The 17,109-nt window shown below is 38.2% G+C and carries 16 protein-coding genes; 11 read left to right on the top strand and 5 right to left on the bottom strand.

Features of this window, described 5'->3' with window-relative positions; genetic code table 11:
* Positions 1-20 precede the first annotated feature (20 nt).
* From glnE to JFY49_RS12985, 5 genes are all read left to right on the top strand, one after another.
* Positions 21-2,780 (top strand): bifunctional [glutamate--ammonia ligase]-adenylyl-L-tyrosine phosphorylase/[glutamate--ammonia-ligase] adenylyltransferase, encoded by a 2,760-nt coding sequence (gene glnE, locus JFY49_RS13005; RefSeq protein ID WP_200223160.1) that lies wholly within the window; start codon positions 21-23, stop codon positions 2,778-2,780.
* An 18-nt stretch (positions 2,781-2,798) separates the two neighbouring features.
* Entirely contained in the window at positions 2,799-3,725 is a 927-nt protein-coding gene (locus JFY49_RS13000; protein WP_166171246.1) for a branched-chain amino acid transaminase, read from the top strand.
* Positions 3,726-3,890: 165 nt separating this feature from the next.
* Positions 3,891-4,958 (top strand): RNA-guided endonuclease InsQ/TnpB family protein, encoded by a 1,068-nt coding sequence (locus tag JFY49_RS12995; RefSeq protein WP_200223159.1) that lies wholly within the window; start codon positions 3,891-3,893, stop codon positions 4,956-4,958.
* 39 nt (positions 4,959-4,997) lie between these two features.
* The gene (locus JFY49_RS12990) at positions 4,998-5,888 is read left to right on the top strand and encodes an ELM1/GtrOC1 family putative glycosyltransferase (RefSeq protein WP_200223158.1); all 891 of its coding nucleotides are present in this window, start codon (positions 4,998-5,000) and stop codon (positions 5,886-5,888) included.
* A 13-nt stretch (positions 5,889-5,901) separates the two neighbouring features.
* Positions 5,902-6,708 (top strand): polysaccharide deacetylase family protein, encoded by an 807-nt coding sequence (locus tag JFY49_RS12985; RefSeq protein ID WP_200223157.1) that lies wholly within the window; start codon positions 5,902-5,904, stop codon positions 6,706-6,708.
* Here JFY49_RS12985 and JFY49_RS12980 read toward each other — a convergent pair whose 3' ends face one another.
* Positions 6,709-7,641 (bottom strand): glycosyltransferase family 2 protein, encoded by a 933-nt coding sequence (locus JFY49_RS12980; protein WP_200223156.1) that lies wholly within the window; start codon positions 7,639-7,641, stop codon positions 6,709-6,711.
* A gap of 1 nt (position 7,642) precedes the next feature.
* The gene (locus JFY49_RS12975) at positions 7,643-8,611 is read right to left on the bottom strand and encodes an ELM1/GtrOC1 family putative glycosyltransferase (RefSeq protein ID WP_200223155.1); all 969 of its coding nucleotides are present in this window, start codon (positions 8,609-8,611) and stop codon (positions 7,643-7,645) included.
* Positions 8,612-8,796: 185 nt separating this feature from the next.
* Between JFY49_RS12975 and JFY49_RS12970 the strand changes: the two genes are divergently transcribed.
* From JFY49_RS12970 to JFY49_RS12945, 6 genes are read left to right on the top strand one after another with little or no spacing between them, the layout of a single operon-like run.
* Positions 8,797-9,861, top strand: a complete 1,065-nt coding sequence (locus JFY49_RS12970) for a glycosyltransferase family 4 protein (protein ID WP_200223154.1) — start codon at positions 8,797-8,799, stop codon at positions 9,859-9,861.
* A gap of 35 nt (positions 9,862-9,896) precedes the next feature.
* Positions 9,897-10,955: a dTDP-glucose 4,6-dehydratase gene (gene rfbB / locus JFY49_RS12965; RefSeq protein WP_200223153.1), complete on the top strand. Its 1,059-nt coding sequence runs from the start codon at positions 9,897-9,899 to the stop codon at positions 10,953-10,955.
* The gene (gene rfbA / locus JFY49_RS12960) at positions 10,955-11,833 is read left to right on the top strand and encodes a glucose-1-phosphate thymidylyltransferase RfbA (RefSeq protein ID WP_200223152.1); all 879 of its coding nucleotides are present in this window, start codon (positions 10,955-10,957) and stop codon (positions 11,831-11,833) included. Before rfbB ends, rfbA begins: the two co-directional genes overlap by 1 nt.
* 3 nt (positions 11,834-11,836) lie before the next feature.
* Complete coding sequence (locus JFY49_RS12955; protein ID WP_200223151.1) at positions 11,837-12,934, top strand: DegT/DnrJ/EryC1/StrS family aminotransferase; 1,098 nt, start codon at positions 11,837-11,839, stop codon at positions 12,932-12,934.
* A gap of 1 nt (position 12,935) precedes the next feature.
* Positions 12,936-13,505, top strand: a complete 570-nt coding sequence (locus JFY49_RS12950) for an acyltransferase (protein WP_200223150.1) — start codon at positions 12,936-12,938, stop codon at positions 13,503-13,505.
* A gap of 1 nt (position 13,506) precedes the next feature.
* A complete protein-coding gene (locus tag JFY49_RS12945) occupies positions 13,507-14,424 on the top strand; it encodes a glycosyltransferase family 2 protein (protein WP_180042856.1) in 918 nt (305 codons plus the stop codon).
* Between the two features lie 5 nt (positions 14,425-14,429).
* Here JFY49_RS12945 and JFY49_RS12940 read toward each other — a convergent pair whose 3' ends face one another.
* The 3 genes from JFY49_RS12940 to JFY49_RS12930 form a co-directional block, all read right to left on the bottom strand.
* On the bottom strand, positions 14,430-15,527 hold the full coding sequence (locus JFY49_RS12940; RefSeq protein WP_200223149.1) for a glycosyltransferase: 1,098 nt from the start codon (positions 15,525-15,527) through the stop codon (positions 14,430-14,432).
* Between the two features lie 231 nt (positions 15,528-15,758).
* Positions 15,759-16,637, bottom strand: a complete 879-nt coding sequence (locus tag JFY49_RS12935) for a lysophospholipid acyltransferase family protein (RefSeq protein ID WP_200223147.1) — start codon at positions 16,635-16,637, stop codon at positions 15,759-15,761.
* Positions 16,638-16,821: 184 nt separating this feature from the next.
* Entirely contained in the window at positions 16,822-17,043 is a 222-nt protein-coding gene (locus tag JFY49_RS12930; protein ID WP_086197527.1) for a hypothetical protein, read from the bottom strand.
* Positions 17,044-17,109 lie beyond the last annotated feature (66 nt).

The following is a 17,109-nucleotide window of genomic DNA, read 5'->3' as shown; positions in this document are numbered from 1 at the left end:
ATCAGGCTGAAGGTTTTAAGATGAATGCGGAACAATTGCACAACACATTGCGTGCGAGCCAATATGCAGAACAGGTGTTGGGAAAACACAGTGCTCTATTAGAACAAGATTATGCAATTGATCAATTTCTCCTTCCTTTAACCACCATTCAAATCCAGAACATTGTTCATGACACGCTAGAGCAGATTACAGATGAAAGCACTTGGATGCATGCCATTCGTGTGCTTCGTGCGCGCTTGATGTTCCGCTGGATTTGGCAGGACGCCAACCGGTTGACGGATGTGATAACCCTGACACGCGAGCTTTCCGATTTTGCCGATGCTGCTATTTGCGCGGCTAAAAATTTTGCCCGTGCTCCATTGGTGGCCAAGCATGGTGAGCCTATCGGCTACGGTGGTGAGGTGCAGGATTTAATCGTGGTAGCCATGGGCAAGCTCGGGGCACAAGAGCTTAACCTTTCAAGTGATATTGATCTTATTTTTGCTTTTGATGAACAGGGCGAAACTAATGGTCGCAAATGTATTGATGTACAGCAGTTTTGTATTTTGTGGGGGCAAAAGCTGATTTATCTGCTTGATCATATTAGCGCAGACGGTTTTGTGTTCCGTGTCGATATGCGCCTACGTCCCTGGGGGGATGGTTCAGCTTTGGCGATTAGCCATGTGGCCCTGGAAAAATATTTAAGCCAGCATGGCCGTGAGTGGGAGCGCTATGCCTGGATTAAAGCCCGCATAGTCACCGGTGGAACAGAAGGTGATGAATTATTGGAGATGACCCGTCCTTTTGTGTTTCGTAAATATGTCGATTACACCGCCTTTGAAGCCATGCGTGAAATGAAGGCGATGATTGAACGCGAAGTACAACGCCGTAATATCGAAGATGATATCAAGCTTGGAGCAGGGGGAATTCGTGAAGTCGAATTCATCGTTCAAGTGTTTCAATTGATTTATGGTGGCTCAAAACTTGAATTGCAGGATCGCCAGTGTCTGGTCAGCCTGCATCATTTGGGTGAAGTGGGGCTTCTTGAACACAATGCCGTACTTGAACTGGAAGATGCCTATCTGTTCCTGCGCCGGATTGAACATGCCATTCAGGCACTCAATGACCAGCAGACCCAGTCCTTGCCCAATGAACCTGATTTAAGAAATCGCATGATTGAAACGCTGGGTTTTGACAGTTGGGAGCAATTTTTAGAGATACTGAATCAAAAACGCGCCAAGGTCATCTACCAGTTTGAGCATTTGATTAAAGAAAAAGAACCTGATCCGTTAATTGAAAGCTTTACTCAATTAGAGAAACAGCTGAATGAAGTGCTGGATGAAGATGCCAAAAATCTGGTGCATGAATTCTGGAATGGGCATGCGCTGAAAAAATTGCCAGCCAAAGCCGTACAGCGTTTAAAGACGTTTTGGCCACACCTGATTGAAGCGATTTTGCAGTCTGATAAACCACAAGTGGCACTGTTACGTTTGATGCCTTTGGTCGAATCGGTCCTGCGCCGTACCGTGTATCTGGTAATGTTGATTGAAAGTAAGGGTGCGCTGCAGCGTCTGGTGAAAATGGCCACGGTGAGTCCATGGATTTGTGAGGAACTGACCCATTATCCGGTACTGCTGGACGAATTTTTATCAATGGATTTTGAATTGCCGAAACGCAAGGATCTGGAAGATTCACTGCGCCAGCAACTGTTGCGCATTGAGATTGATCAGGTTGAAGATCAGATGCGCGTGCTGCGTTTATTCAAGAAATCTAATGTATTGGCTGTGGCAGCCAGTGATGTGCTGGCGGAAAGTCCATTGATGAAAGTCTCCGATGCATTAACCGATATCGCAGAAGTATCCGTTAATGCGACATTAAATCTGGCTTATCAAATTACTGCTAAAAAGCATGGCTATCCTTTAGATGTAGAGGGGCAGCGCTGTTCACTCGATCATATGGCATTCGCGGTCGCAGGCTATGGCAAACTAGGTGGCATTGAACTGGGTTATGGCTCGGATTTGGATCTGGTATTTATTCATTATATGAGTGAACAGGGTGATACCGATGGTATTAAACCTATTAGCGGTTTTGAGTTTGCTATACGCGTGGCACAGAAATTCATGTCGCTGATGACCACACAAACCTTAGATGGGCGGGTCTATGAAATTGATACCCGTTTACGTCCATCGGGTGAGGCGGGACTGTTGGTGACCAGCCTCAAAGCCTTTGAACAATATCAATTAAAAAGTGCCTGGGTGTGGGAGCATCAGGCGCTGGTTCGTGCCCGATCCATTGCCGGTGAAGCTTCCCTGCGAGAAAAGTTTGAAGATTTACGCTGCCGCATTTTGACCCAGCCACGGGATGAGGCGAATGTTCGAGCAGAAGTGCTGAAAATGCGTCAAAAAATGAAAGACCATTTGGGCTCTTCCAAAGAGCAGCAAAAAGATGGGATTTTTCACTTAAAACAGGATGCAGGTGGTATCGTTGATATCGAATTTATGGCACAGTATGCGGTATTAGCATGGAGTGGGTCGAATCCTGATCTCGCCCATTACTCCGACAACGTACGAATCCTTGAGGATGCCGCAAAAACGGATCGCTTATCCAGCGCCGATGCGACAGCATTGATTCAAGCTTATCTCCGTGAACGAGCCGAGAGCCACCGTTTAGCCCTTGCAAATCAATCCATGCAAGTTGCAGCTGACGACTGGTACGATACCCGAGAGGTCGTTTGCAAGTTATGGCAAAGATTAATTGATCCAACTGCAACTTTTGCGTTGGATAGAAATGACTGTGTATAAAAATTTGGAGTGTGTGCCATGAATTTGGCTGATCGTGATGGTTTTATCTGGCAAGATGGACAAATGGTTGACTGGCGTGAGGCGAAAATCCACGTCCTAACTCATACATTACACTACAGTATGGGTGTCTTTGAGGGTGTCCGTGCTTATGAAACACCAAATGGTACCGCGATTTTCCGTCTCCAAGATCATACCAAGCGTTTGCTTAACTCTGCAAAAATCTATCAAATGAAGGTTCCATTTGATCATGCAGCACTTGAGCAGGCTCAAATTGATGTAGTACGTGAAAATAAATTAGCTTCATGCTATTTGCGTCCAATTATCTTTATCGGTTCGGAAAAACTCGGTATTGCTGCAACGGATAATACTATTCATGCCACTGTGGCAGCATGGGGTTGGGGTGCTTATCTGGGTGAAGAAGCGATGGCGAAAGGTATTCGCGTTAAAACTTCATCATTTACCCATCACCATCCAAACGTGACCATGTGTAAGGCAAAGGCTTCCGGTAACTATACCTTGTCTATTCTTGCACACCAAGAAGTGGCACATTCGGGTTATGATGAAGCAATGTTGATGGACCCGCAAGGTTATGTATGCCAAGGTTCTGGCGAAAACGTATTCCTGGTAAAAGATGGTGCATTGCATACACCGGATATCGCTGGCGGTGCTTTAGACGGTATTACCCGTCAAACTATCATTACCATTGCCAAAGACTTGGGCATTGAAGTATTTGAACGTCGTATTACCCGTGATGAATTCTATATCGGTGATGAAGCATTCTTCACTGGTACTGCAGCTGAAGTGACTCCAATCCGTGAATATGATGACCGTATCATTGGCGAAGGCTGTCGTGGTCCAATTACAACAAAAATCCAGAAAGCATTCTTTGATGCAGTTCAGGGTAAAGATCCTAAATATGCACACTGGTTAACTTACGTAAAATAAGTTGATTGGTTAAGATGAGGAGGCGGAACGAAAGTTTCGCCTTTTTTATCAAATGGAGCGTAAAACTCTGTCCTTCAGGGCAGAAATATATGCGACACGACATGAAATGTCGTTGAGTTTTTTAAAACTCAACACCTTTAATTTAACATGAGCTAATATAAGCTCATGAAAACACTTAAATTACGCATAAAAGACAAACATTGCAAGGTGCTAGACCAATTAGCATCTGAGGTTAACTTTGTTTGGAATTATGTGAATGATTTAAGTTTCAAACACCTGAAAAGAACAGGTGACTTTTTCTCAGCATTTGATATGGCTAAATACACAAAAGGGACTTCAAAATTGTGTGGTTTGCATAGTCAAACGGTGGATGCAATCAGAGAAGAATATGCTGGTAAAAGAGAACAGTTTAGAAAAGCAAAATTAAAATGGCGTGTGAGTAACAAAAAGTCAGCAAGGCGTTCACTTGGTTGGATACCCTTTAAAAAAGTAGCGATTAAATATGCTGATGGATATGTGCAATATGGCAAGCATCAATTCAAACTGTGGGATAGCTACGGTATACGCAAATACAGCGTTAGAACAGGCTCATTTGTTGAGGATAGTCGTGGGCGGTGGTATGTGTGTCTTGTTGTGGATAGCACTAAAGCTGAGAAACCTACAGCCACCAAAGCAATTGGCATTGATTTGGGCTTAAAAGATATAGCCACCTGCTCAGATGGTACTGTGATTTCAAATCCTAAATTCTATCAAAAATATGAAAAGAAATTAGGTATAGCTCAACGAGCAAGGAATAAAAAACGTGTTCGTGCATTACATGCCAAGATTGCAAACTGTCGTAAAGATCATTTGCATAAGGCAAGCACTCTGCTTGTGAAAGAAAATGCACTGATTGTTGTAGGTGACTTAAGTGCGAAAAAGCTGGTGAAAACCAAGATGGCGAAATCTGTTTTGGACACAGGATTTTCAGCACTCAAAACAATACTCAAGTATAAATGCGAGAACGCAGGGGTATTGTTTGAGGAAGTTAGTGAGAGGTTCACAACCCAAATTTGTTCGTGCTGTGGTGAGATCACCTCTAGCAGTCCACAAGGTAGAACAGATTTGCGAATAAGAGTATGGGAATGTGAGTGCGGAAGTATAAATCATCGTGATTTAAATTCCGCTAAGAACATACTTGCGCTTGGGCATAAGCGTCTAGCAGTAGGAATCACCCTCCTTTTAGGTGGGTGAGGATGTCAATGCTTAATGGTGTAAAAGGAAACAATAAACATGCATATTGTCTACGTTAGTGATGCTAAAGCTGGACACCGTTCGCAAGCAGTCGGTTTGTATAAAGCCATGCAGCGTATAAGCAATAGCGAAGTAACTTTTCAGGAAATCGCCATTCAGCAATTGCCAATTTTCACGCTTTTAAAAGGCATGTTGAGTCATCAATTGGCACTGTTTGAAAAGCAGCCGGATTATATTTTGGGAGTGGGCAGCCATACCCAGTCACGGGTTCTGCTACTGGGTAAAGTATATCCTCAGGCAAAAACGGTTATTTTAATGAAGCCGAATTTTCCTTTCAGTTGGTTTGATTATGCCATCATTCCTGAACATGATGGTGTGCCTGAATCAAAACATGTTATCACTACCCAAGGGGCTTTAAACCCGATTGTCAATGAGCAGCGCCATCAAGCCAGTCAGATCTTGATAGCTTTAGGTGGTTCTTCCAAACGCCATCAATGGAATGAAGCAAAAGTTTTGTCAGCAATTCAGCAGATCGTAGAAAATCATCGTGACGGTAAAATTATTCTGACTACTTCACGTCGTACGCCCAAAGAATTTCTTCAACATTTATCTGTACAGGTCTATGCCCGCCAGTTACAGATTTTTCCGGTTGAGGATACGCCGCAAGGCTGGATCTTTGAGGAAATGCAGCAGGCAGCCGCAGTTTGGGTCACGGAAGATAGTGTTTCCATGATTTTCGAGGCTTTAACAGCCGGTTGTAAGGTGGGAGTGATTGGGATTGATCGATTAAAAGAAGATCGGATTACCCAATCGATTGATCACATCATTCAATCTCATTTGGTTTCTGATAGTAATTCAATTCAAGCATTACCTGAACCTCATGCTTTTAAAGAAGCAGAGCGTGTGGCAACATATCTTTTAGCACAATAATCAGGTTGCTCTTGTGATTTATATTTTTATTCTCCTGTTGGTCTTATTCATGGCGTTTAGTTATCAATATGCATGGTGGAAACCAGCGGTAGACTGGAAACGCCCTCGGGTTTTAATGTATCACATGGTCAGGGACCATATTGATGGTGCCAAGTTTAATAAATTACGAGTAAAACCGGCGGAATTCGAAAAGCAGGTAGCATGGATGAAAGCAGAAGGCTTTCATTTTGTGACTATGCAGGAATTACAACAAAATTGGGGTAGACACCCTGAAAAAACCGTGGCAATTACCTTTGATGATGGTTATCTGGATAATCTGGAAAATGCTTATCCAATATTAGAAAAGTATCAGGCTAAAGCGACCATTTATGTAGTGGTAGACCGACATGATCGAGATTGGTCAACCTATAAAAAAGCGCATCATAATAGTGGTGAACTGGCGCGTGAGCCTAAGTTGAATGATGAGCAAGTAAAGTTGTTAGCAGATTCAGGCGTGGTCGAAATTGGTTCACATACCATGACCCATGCCAATTTGGCGAAACTAAGTGATGAAGAGTGTTTGGTAGAATTAACCCAATCCAAGCAGGTATTGGAAAACTTAATCCAGCAGGAAGTGACGAGCTTTGCTTATCCCTTTGGAATTTATTCTACACGTGATGTGGCGCTAGTCCGAAAGGCAGGCTATCACAATGCAGTGACCACAAAAGAAGGTATAGATTTAGAGCAGCCCGATTTTATGCAGTTGCAGCGAATTAAAATCAGCGGTAAGGATTCATTGTTTGCGGTGAAATTGCGAATGAAATTAGGCAAAAGAGCGTAATTACGCTCTTTTGTTAATCTTACGCACATGATCTAATTGATTAAAATATGTAGTAAGCTTTTGGTGATGTTTATTCCAGGTTTGAATAGGATTAATCCGCGCAGCTAAATAAATCAGAAAATCAGAAAAGTTTTTCTTTGGGGTGTGACGAATACTTTTCCAGTATGTTGAAAGTGCTTTTTTGGTTAATAGCTTTTTATCTTGTTCATTTATGTCAGGATAATCCTGAATAAAGTCATCAATTGTAAAGAACATATCGTGGTGTTGTTGCTCTAAGTGGCGCGATAAACGATTTTCTCCACGAACCGATTTGGTTTCCGTTTCATCTAAAAGAACAAAAACACTATGTAAATTGCTAGAAATAATTTTTTGAGAATATTTGGCTAAATTTAGGGCGAGCGATTCATCTTGAATAAATATATTTTCATTACAGCCTTTAGACTTTAAAAATAATTCACGTGTACACATGACACACATTTGCATAATATTATTTTCGAGTACATAGCTTAGAGGAGTCGTGCTAGATTCCCAGGTTCCAATAGTATGTTTTTGAATTTCATTTAAATCGTGAATCTTTACTTTTTCTGCATAGCATAAATCTGCCTGCTGTTTTTGCATCTCATGTAAAAACATATTTAAGCGATTTGGGGCCAGGATATCGTCAGAGTCCATGAAAAATAGGTAATCACCAGTTGCAGCAAATGCACCTTGATTTAGGCGAACCGCAGGACCTTTATTGTCCGTATTCTGGATAATTTTAACTTTGGGATAATTGGCTAATAAGTATTGATAATTAGTTGGCCATTCTGGGTCTGTAGAACAGTCATCTACCACGATAATTTCATGTAAATTTTCATCTTCGGGTTGCAATGAATCGATCGTTCTATTGAGTAATAAACCCTTATTGTAGTGAGTGAGGACGACTGAAATCATTTTAATATCCTAAATTACGTTTAAAAGCCTGAACAATAGGTCTAGTTAAATCCAAGGCTTGGGTGTTTTTACAATCAGGATGTTGAAAGTCCGCTGCTAAATTTTGTCGTTGCATCAGTTTATGTTGAAGATATTTCTGATTTAAAGGTTCTAAAATAGACTTGGAATTATAAATTGAGCAGATGAAGCGACCACTTTGAATAGTTTCAGCCAGCATAGATGTACTATCTTCTGTGACAAAAATATAAGTGGCCTGTTTAATAAGCTGAACTAAAGATAAAGCATTTTTTGTTTGAACTAAATGCAATTGAATATTTTCAGGGATTTTGGTCTTTTGAAAATAGCGATCTAAATTCGGTGTGCGGCGTGAATTGGTGATGAGCCCCTTCAGCTGATTTTGAGTACAAAATGCAATAAATTTATCGATGATTTTTTCAAAATCGTCATATGTAAAAGGATGCTCATCTGTCGGACCACCTAAAATCAGCAAGGCAGTGGTTTGATCAAGTTGATCCTGTTGCAGATTAATAAAGTCTTTTTTAACTGGTGGGGTGGCAAGCACAACTTGGTCCGACGCAGTATTTTGTTCTAGTGCTGTAATTGTACAGTTCACCAGTTGTCCATTTACTTTGCGTAAATCACCTGCGTAAAACAATGGAACTTTTAATCTGCGACTGACAAAAATGCTATAGAGCAAATTTGGCATGCCTGAACAAATAATACAGTCAATATTTTGCTTTGACTGAAATTTTTTGAAAAAAATGGTTGAGCAAAAATCAAATAAAGGAGGATACCAACTGAGCTTTTTCAATATGCTTATTTGCCATTTTTTTATGCTTGGAGTTTCGACTTTATCTAAGGTTGTTGTATAAGCTGTTTCTAGGCAGTCATATACGCCAAGACTGGGGTTTAAGTGTCCAGCCCGTTGGTCGTGAATAAGGAGAACTGCGAGACTAGGTTTGCTTTTCATCATATTTGAACGTTTGCTCTATCTACTTTGTATGGTAACAAAATTCTATAATCTTGTCAGAGACTTGAAGTAAAGCGAATATGCAAGGAATTATTTTTAAAGAGACGATGGTTTCTCCAGACTGAAAATATTAGAATGTTGATCCAATAAACAATTGGTAAAATTTACTTTATAGGCTCTTGTTCTTGAAAAAATTAAAAATTATTCATACTGTATATGGCGATGCTTCGGGTGGTCGTTGGCAAGCGATGCTCAATACTTTTGATGCCTTAGCCAGTAAAGGGCATGAGGGTGTCTTGGTATATGGTGAGGAAAATAAGAATTTAAAATCTGAAAATTATCCAAAATTTTGTCTGAACAGTTCAGGGTTTTATGATTTGCTAGCAGCAGTAAAGCTGGCTTTGTGGTTGCGTACTTATCGTCCAGATGTTGTGATTGCCCACAGTGGACGTGCAGTTTATTTGTTTAAAAATGCAATATTTTTTGCACGAATCAAATGCCCTGTGATTGCAATGAATCACAGTCATAATGTGAAAAGAACGCTGAGAGCAGATGGATTTATTCATATTACCCCTTATGTGGGGCAATGTGTTGCAGTAGCGGCAAAAAAGAAAAGTATAGATTTAACTAAAAAACCACAGGCTATTATTTCAAATTTAATTCACTTACCTGAGAGTCAGCCCTCTTTTTCTGAAATGCTGAGTGAACCAGTTGTCTTAGGCATTATGACGCGTTTGGTTGAATATAAAGGTACACATTTAGCAATTTCTGCGGTACAGCAACTCAAGCAACAAGGATATAAAGTGAAGCTGCTGATTGCCGGGGAAGGTGAGCAGAAAGCTACTTTAATTCAGCAAGTTAAAGATTTAAATTTAGAAAATGAAGTTAAGTTTTTAGGCTGGATTGGTGGTGAAGATAAACGAAAATTTTACAACGATATCAATATTGCACTTGTCCCTACCATGAATGATACCCAACCTTTAGCCATATTAGATGCTTTTGCCTGGGGGAAACCAGTGGTTGCGAGTGATCATATTAGTGTTCAGCAGATTATTCGACAAGGTGAAAATGGTTTGATGGCAAAGTGTGGAGATATAACAGACTTGGTTGATAATCTTACTTTTTTCATTGAACATCCTGAGCAAATTTGTAAAATTGCACGATCAGGATACCAAGATGCTGAAAATGAATATCAATTCTGCAGAGTTGCGGATAAATTGAATAATTTTCTTTATTCCGTACTTAATTAATAATGTCTTTCTGATCTGGGTGTATTGAGTTTGTTATGAAAATATTAGTTACAGGTGGTGCAGGGTTTATAGGTTCAGCTGTAATTCGACATCTGATAAAACATACAGATCATGAAGTTTTAAATATAGATAAATTGACTTATGCTGGTAACCTAGAATCATTAAAAGAAATTGATCAAAGTCCAAAATATCAGTTTAAACAAATGGATATTTGCGAAACCGATCAAATCACGAAAGCAATTGAAGCATTTCAACCGGATGCAATTATGCATCTGGCAGCTGAATCACATGTGGACCGTTCAATTGATGGTCCGGCAGCTTTTATTCAAACCAATATTGTTGGTACTTATACTTTACTTGAGGCTGCTCGAAAGTACTGGGTGAATCTTGGACCAGAAGCTAAACAGCACTTTCGTTTCCATCATATTTCAACTGATGAAGTTTATGGTGATTTAGAAGGGACAACCGATCTATTTACAGAAACAACTTCATACGCCCCAAGTTCTCCATATTCAGCATCTAAAGCCAGTTCTGATCATTTGGTTCGTGCTTGGTATCGAACTTATGGCTTACCTGTGCTTGTGACCAATTGTTCCAATAATTATGGTCCTTACCACTTTCCAGAAAAGCTGATTCCATTAGTCATTTTAAATGCGCTAGATGCAAAGCCATTACCTGTATACGGTAATGGTCAGCAAATTCGGGACTGGTTATTTGTAGAAGATCATGCTCGTGCTTTGTATAAAGTGGTGACTGAGGGAGTAGTGGGTGAAACCTATAATATTGGTGGGCATAACGAAAAGCAGAACATTGAAGTGGTGAAAACCATTTGCAAAATCTTGGATGAATTGAAACCACAAAGTAGTGGTCAATCGTATGAATCATTGATTACTTTTGTTAAAGATCGTCCTGGGCATGACTTACGTTATGCCATTGATGCAGCGAAAATCAAGAATGAGTTAGGTTGGTCGCCAACTGAAACTTTTGAAACCGGTATCCGTAAAACTGTTGAATGGTATTTAAATAATTTGGAATGGTGTCGTCGTGTGCAAGATGGCAGTTACCAACGTGAACGATTAGGTGTAACTTTATAATGTCAAATACAACAAAGGGTATTATTTTAGCAGGCGGTTCGGGTACACGTTTATACCCTATTACTAAAGGTGTATCTAAACAGTTACTCCCAATTTATGATAAGCCGATGGTGTATTATCCACTTTCGGTACTCATGCTTGCGGGTATTCGTGAAGTATTAATCATTAGTACTCCTGACGATATTGATGGATTTAAACGATTATTAGGTGATGGTTCTCAGTTTGGTATTCAGATTGAATATGCAGTCCAACCTAGTCCAGACGGTTTAGCACAAGCATTTATAATTGGTGAAAGCTTTATTGGGGATAGTAATGTTTGCTTAGTGCTTGGCGACAATATTTTTTACGGTCAAGGTTTTACCCCAATGTTGCGTCAGGCTGTGTCACGTCAAAAAGGTACGACTGTATTTGGCTATCAAGTGAAAGATCCAGAACGTTTTGGGGTAGTTGAGTTTGATGAGCAAAAACGTGCGGTATCTTTAGAAGAAAAACCGAAAGATCCAAAATCACACTTTGCTGTAACAGGATTATATTTTTACGATAATGATGTGATTCAAATTGCAAAACAGGTTAAACCTTCTGAACGTGGTGAGTTAGAAATTACAACTGTAAACCAGATGTATTTAGAGCGTGGTGATTTAAATGTAGAGTTGCTTGGACGTGGTTTTGCATGGTTGGATACAGGGACACATTCTAGCTTACTGGAGGCTGCTCAATTTGTAGAAACCATTGAAAAGCGTCAAGGTTACAAAGTGGCTTGTCTAGAAGAAATTGCTTTGAATAATGGTTGGCTGAGCAAAGGACAAGTTTTAGAAATTGGTCAAAGCATGAGTAAAAATGACTATGGGCAATATTTGATTTCTTTAGTGGAAAACTAAAAAATGACTCAGCCAATTTATGTAACGCAACCTGTTTTACCTGAGCTTGAGGAATTGATTCCTTATTTAGAGCAGATTTGGAATAATAAAATTTTAACCAACTGTGGGCCGTTGCATCAGCAGTTGGAAAAAGAACTTTGTGAATATCTTGGTGTTGATTATATTTCATTATTTAATAATGGAACGATTGCATTAGTAACAGCACTACAGGCACTTGGACTTGAACAAGGTGAAGTGATTACGACACCATATACTTTTGTTGCTACGGCTCATTCGATAGTTTGGAATAAACTTACGCCAGTCTTTGTTGATATTGATCCGCAAACATCTAATATTGACCCGATAAAAGTTGAAATGGCAATTACAGATAAGACAGTCGCGATTTTACCGGTACATTGTTATGGGATTCCTTGTGATGTAGAGAAATTACAAGATATTGCCAATCAGAATAATCTTAAACTAATTTATGATGCAGCCCATGCCTTTGGTGTAATACATCAGGGTAAAAGCTTATTAAAATATGGTGATTTAAGTGTAATGAGCTTTCATACTACAAAAGTATTTAATACTTTTGAGGGGGGAGCAATCGTTTGCCATAGCGCTGAAATGAAACAGCGTATAGATCGTTTAAAAAATTTCGGGATTGTGAATGAAAGTACAATAGATGATATTTCTTTGAATGGGAAATTGAGCGAAGTACATGCTGCACTTGGTTTATTGCAATTAAAGAATATAGATGGCACATTAGCAGCGCGTCAAAAGGTAGACCATATTTATCGTAGTTCATTCATAGATACAAAAGGTATACGTTGTATAGAACGTATAGATTTAGAAAAAGATAATTACTCTTATTTCCCCATCGTTATTTCTGAATCATATCCACTCAGTCGTGATGCGTTATTTGAAAAATTGAAGCGCCATAATATTTTTGCAAGAAAATATTTTTATCCGATAATGACTGATTTGACTGTTTATAAAGAATATCAATCAGACACCCCTGAAGCGAAACGCTTATCAGAGCAAGTGCTTTGCTTACCACTATATCCAAATCTTTGCATGGAGTCAGTGCAAAAAATTATTGATTTAATTAAGGATAATTAAGATGGCTTTTTTAACAGAAGATCAAATTAAAGCCATGGGCTTTCGTTACATAGGTGAAAATTGCTTACTTTCAGATAAGGCCTCTTATTATAATTGTAAAAATATTAGTATTGGTAGCAATACTCGTATAGATGATTTTTCAGTACTATCTGCCGGGGATGGTGGTATAGAAATTGGTGAGTATGTCCATCTTGCGATTGGTGTGAGTCTCATTGGGGCTGGGAAAATTTCAGTTCAAGATTTTGCAGGACTTTCATCTCGGGTTTCGGTCTATAGTAGTAATGATGATTATAGTGGTCAGTTTATGACGAATCCTATGGTGCCTAGTCAATACACAAATGTGACGAGTTCAGATGTAATAATTGGAAAGCATGTAATTGTTGGATCTGGAAGTGTGATTTTGCCTGGTGTGACTTTAGAAATAGGTGTCGCTGTTGGTGCATTAAGTTTAGTAAATAAAAATTGTTCAGAGTTTGGTATTTATATTGGGACTCCTGTAAAACGAATTAAAGAGAGAAAAAAAGATTTACTTGAGTTAGAAATAAAACTAAAAAATGAGGAATCTATTTAGTATGAATATATTGGTTTCAGTCTGTATTGTTACCTATAATCAAGAAAGATTTGTAGAGCAGACTTTACAAAGTATTCTAAATCAAAATACAAATTTTCAGTACGAAGTTATTATTGGAGATGATTGCTCTACTGATTCAACTAGAAAAATAATAGAAGATTTTTTACTAAAATATCCCGATATTATAGTTCCAGTTTTTCATGAAAAAAATATTGGCCCTTTAGAAAATCTTAAGGCGGTATATAGAAAAGCGAAAGGTAAATACATTTATCATCTCGATGGGGATGACTTGGCTCTTCCGAATAAATTGCAACGGCAATTTGATGTCATGGAATCCAATTCAGATTGTGTCATCTGTACTCATGATATGCGATATATTGATGCTGAAGGAAATAAGGTGCGAGAATGGACCCATCAAAAGGGTAAATTCGATTTAGATTATTTATATCTAAATTTACCTTTTTTTGCACATTCATCAAAAATGTTCCGAAATGATTTTATGTTTGATCATTTTGATGAATTACACCCTCAAGCATTAGATATTGAAATACATATTGAGCAGGCTAAAAAAGGATTAATTTATCATTTAGATGAAGAGTTGGGGGCATACCGTGTAGATGTTGGAATTAGTACTATTGGGAAAAAGATTAACCCGATTTTACCTATGGGTATAATGAGAGTATATGATAAGAAATTGGTGGAAGAAAATGATTTATATAAACTTGAACAATTAAGAAAAACTTATTCTAAGTATACACTGCAATATGCTCGCCAATTTCATCAAACTGGCAGTGACTATGACTTATATTGTGAGTTGGTTAAAAAATCTCTATCTATAAGATATTACACTATCAGACAATTAAAATATTTTATACTAACCCTTTTGCCAAAGTCAGTATACTTGATGAAAAGCAAATAAAGTTTTTAATCACATAATTGAAGAATTCTTTTCTGCATATTGTCCATACACACTTTATCTATACATTCTTGGTTATATTTATAAGGATTTTGCACACATTTTTCTAATGCAAAACTAAGAGCTTTAATATTTTGTTTAGGAACTAATCCAAATTTTGCAGTATCAATAGTAAATAAATCTGCAATACCAGCTGAAGAGTTATAACTGATGATGGGAACGCCAAGGGCAATTGCTTCGGCTAATGTTACAGGGCTACCTTCGTACAGAGAACACATAACAAGGCATTTGCTCTGTAGCATGAGTTGATGAGGGTTATCAATCCAACCTAAGAAATCAATTCTGTCAGAAATGTTAAGTTCTTTTGTAAGAGTTTCAAGTTTTTCTCTCTCTGTTCCATCTCCCACAATTGCCATTTTACCAGTGAGATTACTAATAGAAAATGCTTTAATTGCATGATCTACTTGTTTAATTGGAACCAAACGTCCTACAAAAATCACATCCCATTTTTTTTCAGTATATGGAGATTGAGCAATAAGGTCATCTGATACTTGTACCCCATTTGCAATGGTGACTGTTGATTTTGGTTGAGCATAGGTTTGAGCTTTAGATTCTAGGTCACGGTTTACTGTAATCAGATTTCTATTTTTAAATAATTTAGCAAATTTGCGTTTATTCTTAAAAAAACGAATATGTTCTTTAATTTGCTTTAATGGATTATTGAACTTTCTAAATTCTAAAAGATCTCCATGAATCCAATGCCAAACATTTTTTTTCTGGGTTAAGTAATTACCTAAATAATAACCATTATGAAAACCTAGGATAATAAGATCAAAATTTTTTTCATTAATTAGTAAAGAAATGGTTTCTTGCTCTTTTTTTGAAAGTTCTTTAAATTTCCAGAGTTTTCCAAATGCAAATTTTGGATTGATATTTAAATCAATATATTCAATAGATGAATCAACGGCTAAGGTATTTTTACTTGAATTCAAAACAGCAAGAGTTACTAAATTATCATTTTTTGCTAATGTGTAAGCCAGATCAAGTGTTATCTTTTCGGCTCCACCTTTTCCTAGATCATCTACAATAAATAAAATTTTTTTCATTTCATGCTTTCTATATTTATTAACCCTATTCTAGATTAATCTTTAACTCTCTATAAATTAACCGATAAAAATCATGGGTACACCTAAAATGCTATTTTAGTAAAAATAGACTGTTTCGCTATTAGTGTTTAAACCAATCATTGGTAAGTATATAGCGTATAAATAGCGTTAGTTCAACTAAAAAACACTATCAGCATGATTCTATGGTTACAGGTGGTGAAGATAGCATCGCTATTTATCTAGTGCCTGAGATGTATAAAGATTTTTATTCCCTTCAACATTTCTAAACCGCTTATAAGACCAGACATATTGCTCAGGTGCAACATTAATCATATTTTCAAGGTTTTGATTTAGGCTATCAACTGAAGTTTGTAAATCTTTCGATAAAATCTGATCGGATAGTGGTGAGCAATACACATTAAAACCTGATGTTTCATCACGAATACAACTGAGGCCCACTATATTGCATTGGGTCTTACTGGCCAGTTTTGACACCAGCGTAGTAGATAAGGTTTTTTGCCCAAAAAATTCTGAATAAATACCTCCCGATGCTTTCGGAAGATGATCTGGTAAAATGACCGTTAATCCTCCTTGCTTCAGATATTTAAAGATGGCACGCACGCCATTTTCATCGGTGGGGACAAGTGTGGCATTCAATCGCTGGCGCGCTTCTAGCATAAAGCGATCCACCGCTTTATGCTTATTGGGCTTGTACATGATCATCGGGGCGGCATGTAAATTCAGCCATGCATTTAAAAATTCCCAACAGCCCAAATGTGCAACCACAACTATAACGCCTTTTTTATTGGCTAAGGCTTCTGTAAGATGCTGTTCTCCGTAAATATTTTTGATCTGATTTAAGCTGTATTCAGGTGGCATACCCCAACATTTGATTGATTCTATATACGTCATGCATTGACTTTTTAAGCTTTTCTTGAGGAGAGCCTGGTAGGCTGTTTCATCCAGTTCTGGATAAGCCAGCTTTAAATTGATGCCAGTAATTCGTTTGAGTGAGGAATTGAAGGAGTACAGCAGAATTGCAATGCAGGATGCCAGAAGCTGTAAAAAAGACAACGGAAATCGGGAAATAACTTTGAGGAAAAAATACATAATGGCATAACTCTTTGAAAACTACACTGGTTATAAGAAGAAAATTTTGCAAAGAGTTTTATTACAGCAATGCTGCTGCTGCCCCATGTCTAAATCACAGATCAGGAGTTAAATATTTTCAGCACAAAATAAAACAAGATAAAACCACTGAGGAATGTCACCAGGCAGTGGCTAAAGAAGGGAGTTATTCGGCTTTATCGGCATTGCCTTTTAAAACCATATAAATCAAGCCGACAAAAATAAGTAAGGCCCCACCTAGACTACTTACACAAAAATAAAGAATACGTTGATTAGTATCCATGTTAAATAAGTCATTGGCCAAGATATAACGCATAAATAGCCACTGTACAATAGAAAACACAATGAGCATAATGCCACGATTACGAACAGCGGGACGCATAGCCATAGCTTGTTTAACTCAATAATAAAAAAACAGCATTATTATGCCACTACCCGGAATCAATCTCAATTC

It is taken from the genome of Acinetobacter sp. CS-2 (assembly GCF_016599715.1).
GTDB lineage: Bacteria > Pseudomonadota > Gammaproteobacteria > Pseudomonadales > Moraxellaceae > Acinetobacter.
Note: the sequence above shows the minus strand (reverse complement) of the source record. Positions and strands in the feature narration are given on the sequence as shown.

What these genes read in the sequence shown, in the direction of transcription:
- JFY49_RS13000 (WP_166171246.1), top strand. Translation starts at nt 2,799, where the DNA reads ATGAATTTGGCTGATCGTGATGGTTTTATCTGGCAAGATGGACAAATG.
- glnE (WP_200223160.1), top strand. Translation starts at nt 21, where the DNA reads ATGAATGCGGAACAATTGCACAACACATTGCGTGCGAGCCAATATGCA.
- JFY49_RS12930 (WP_086197527.1), bottom strand. Translation starts at nt 17,043, where the DNA reads ATGGCTATGCGTCCCGCTGTTCGTAATCGTGGCATTATGCTCATTGTG.
- JFY49_RS12940 (WP_200223149.1), bottom strand. Translation starts at nt 15,527, where the DNA reads ATGAAAAAAATTTTATTTATTGTAGATGATCTAGGAAAAGGTGGAGCC.
- JFY49_RS12975 (WP_200223155.1), bottom strand. Translation starts at nt 8,611, where the DNA reads ATGAAAAGCAAACCTAGTCTCGCAGTTCTCCTTATTCACGACCAACGG.
- JFY49_RS12945 (WP_180042856.1), top strand. Translation starts at nt 13,507, where the DNA reads ATGAATATATTGGTTTCAGTCTGTATTGTTACCTATAATCAAGAAAGA.
- JFY49_RS12990 (WP_200223158.1), top strand. Translation starts at nt 4,998, where the DNA reads ATGCATATTGTCTACGTTAGTGATGCTAAAGCTGGACACCGTTCGCAA.
- JFY49_RS12935 (WP_200223147.1), bottom strand. Translation starts at nt 16,637, where the DNA reads ATGTATTTTTTCCTCAAAGTTATTTCCCGATTTCCGTTGTCTTTTTTA.
- JFY49_RS12995 (WP_200223159.1), top strand. Translation starts at nt 3,891, where the DNA reads ATGAAAACACTTAAATTACGCATAAAAGACAAACATTGCAAGGTGCTA.
- JFY49_RS12950 (WP_200223150.1), top strand. Translation starts at nt 12,936, where the DNA reads ATGGCTTTTTTAACAGAAGATCAAATTAAAGCCATGGGCTTTCGTTAC.
- JFY49_RS12955 (WP_200223151.1), top strand. Translation starts at nt 11,837, where the DNA reads ATGACTCAGCCAATTTATGTAACGCAACCTGTTTTACCTGAGCTTGAG.
- rfbA (WP_200223152.1), top strand. Translation starts at nt 10,955, where the DNA reads ATGTCAAATACAACAAAGGGTATTATTTTAGCAGGCGGTTCGGGTACA.
- rfbB (WP_200223153.1), top strand. Translation starts at nt 9,897, where the DNA reads ATGAAAATATTAGTTACAGGTGGTGCAGGGTTTATAGGTTCAGCTGTA.
- JFY49_RS12980 (WP_200223156.1), bottom strand. Translation starts at nt 7,641, where the DNA reads ATGATTTCAGTCGTCCTCACTCACTACAATAAGGGTTTATTACTCAAT.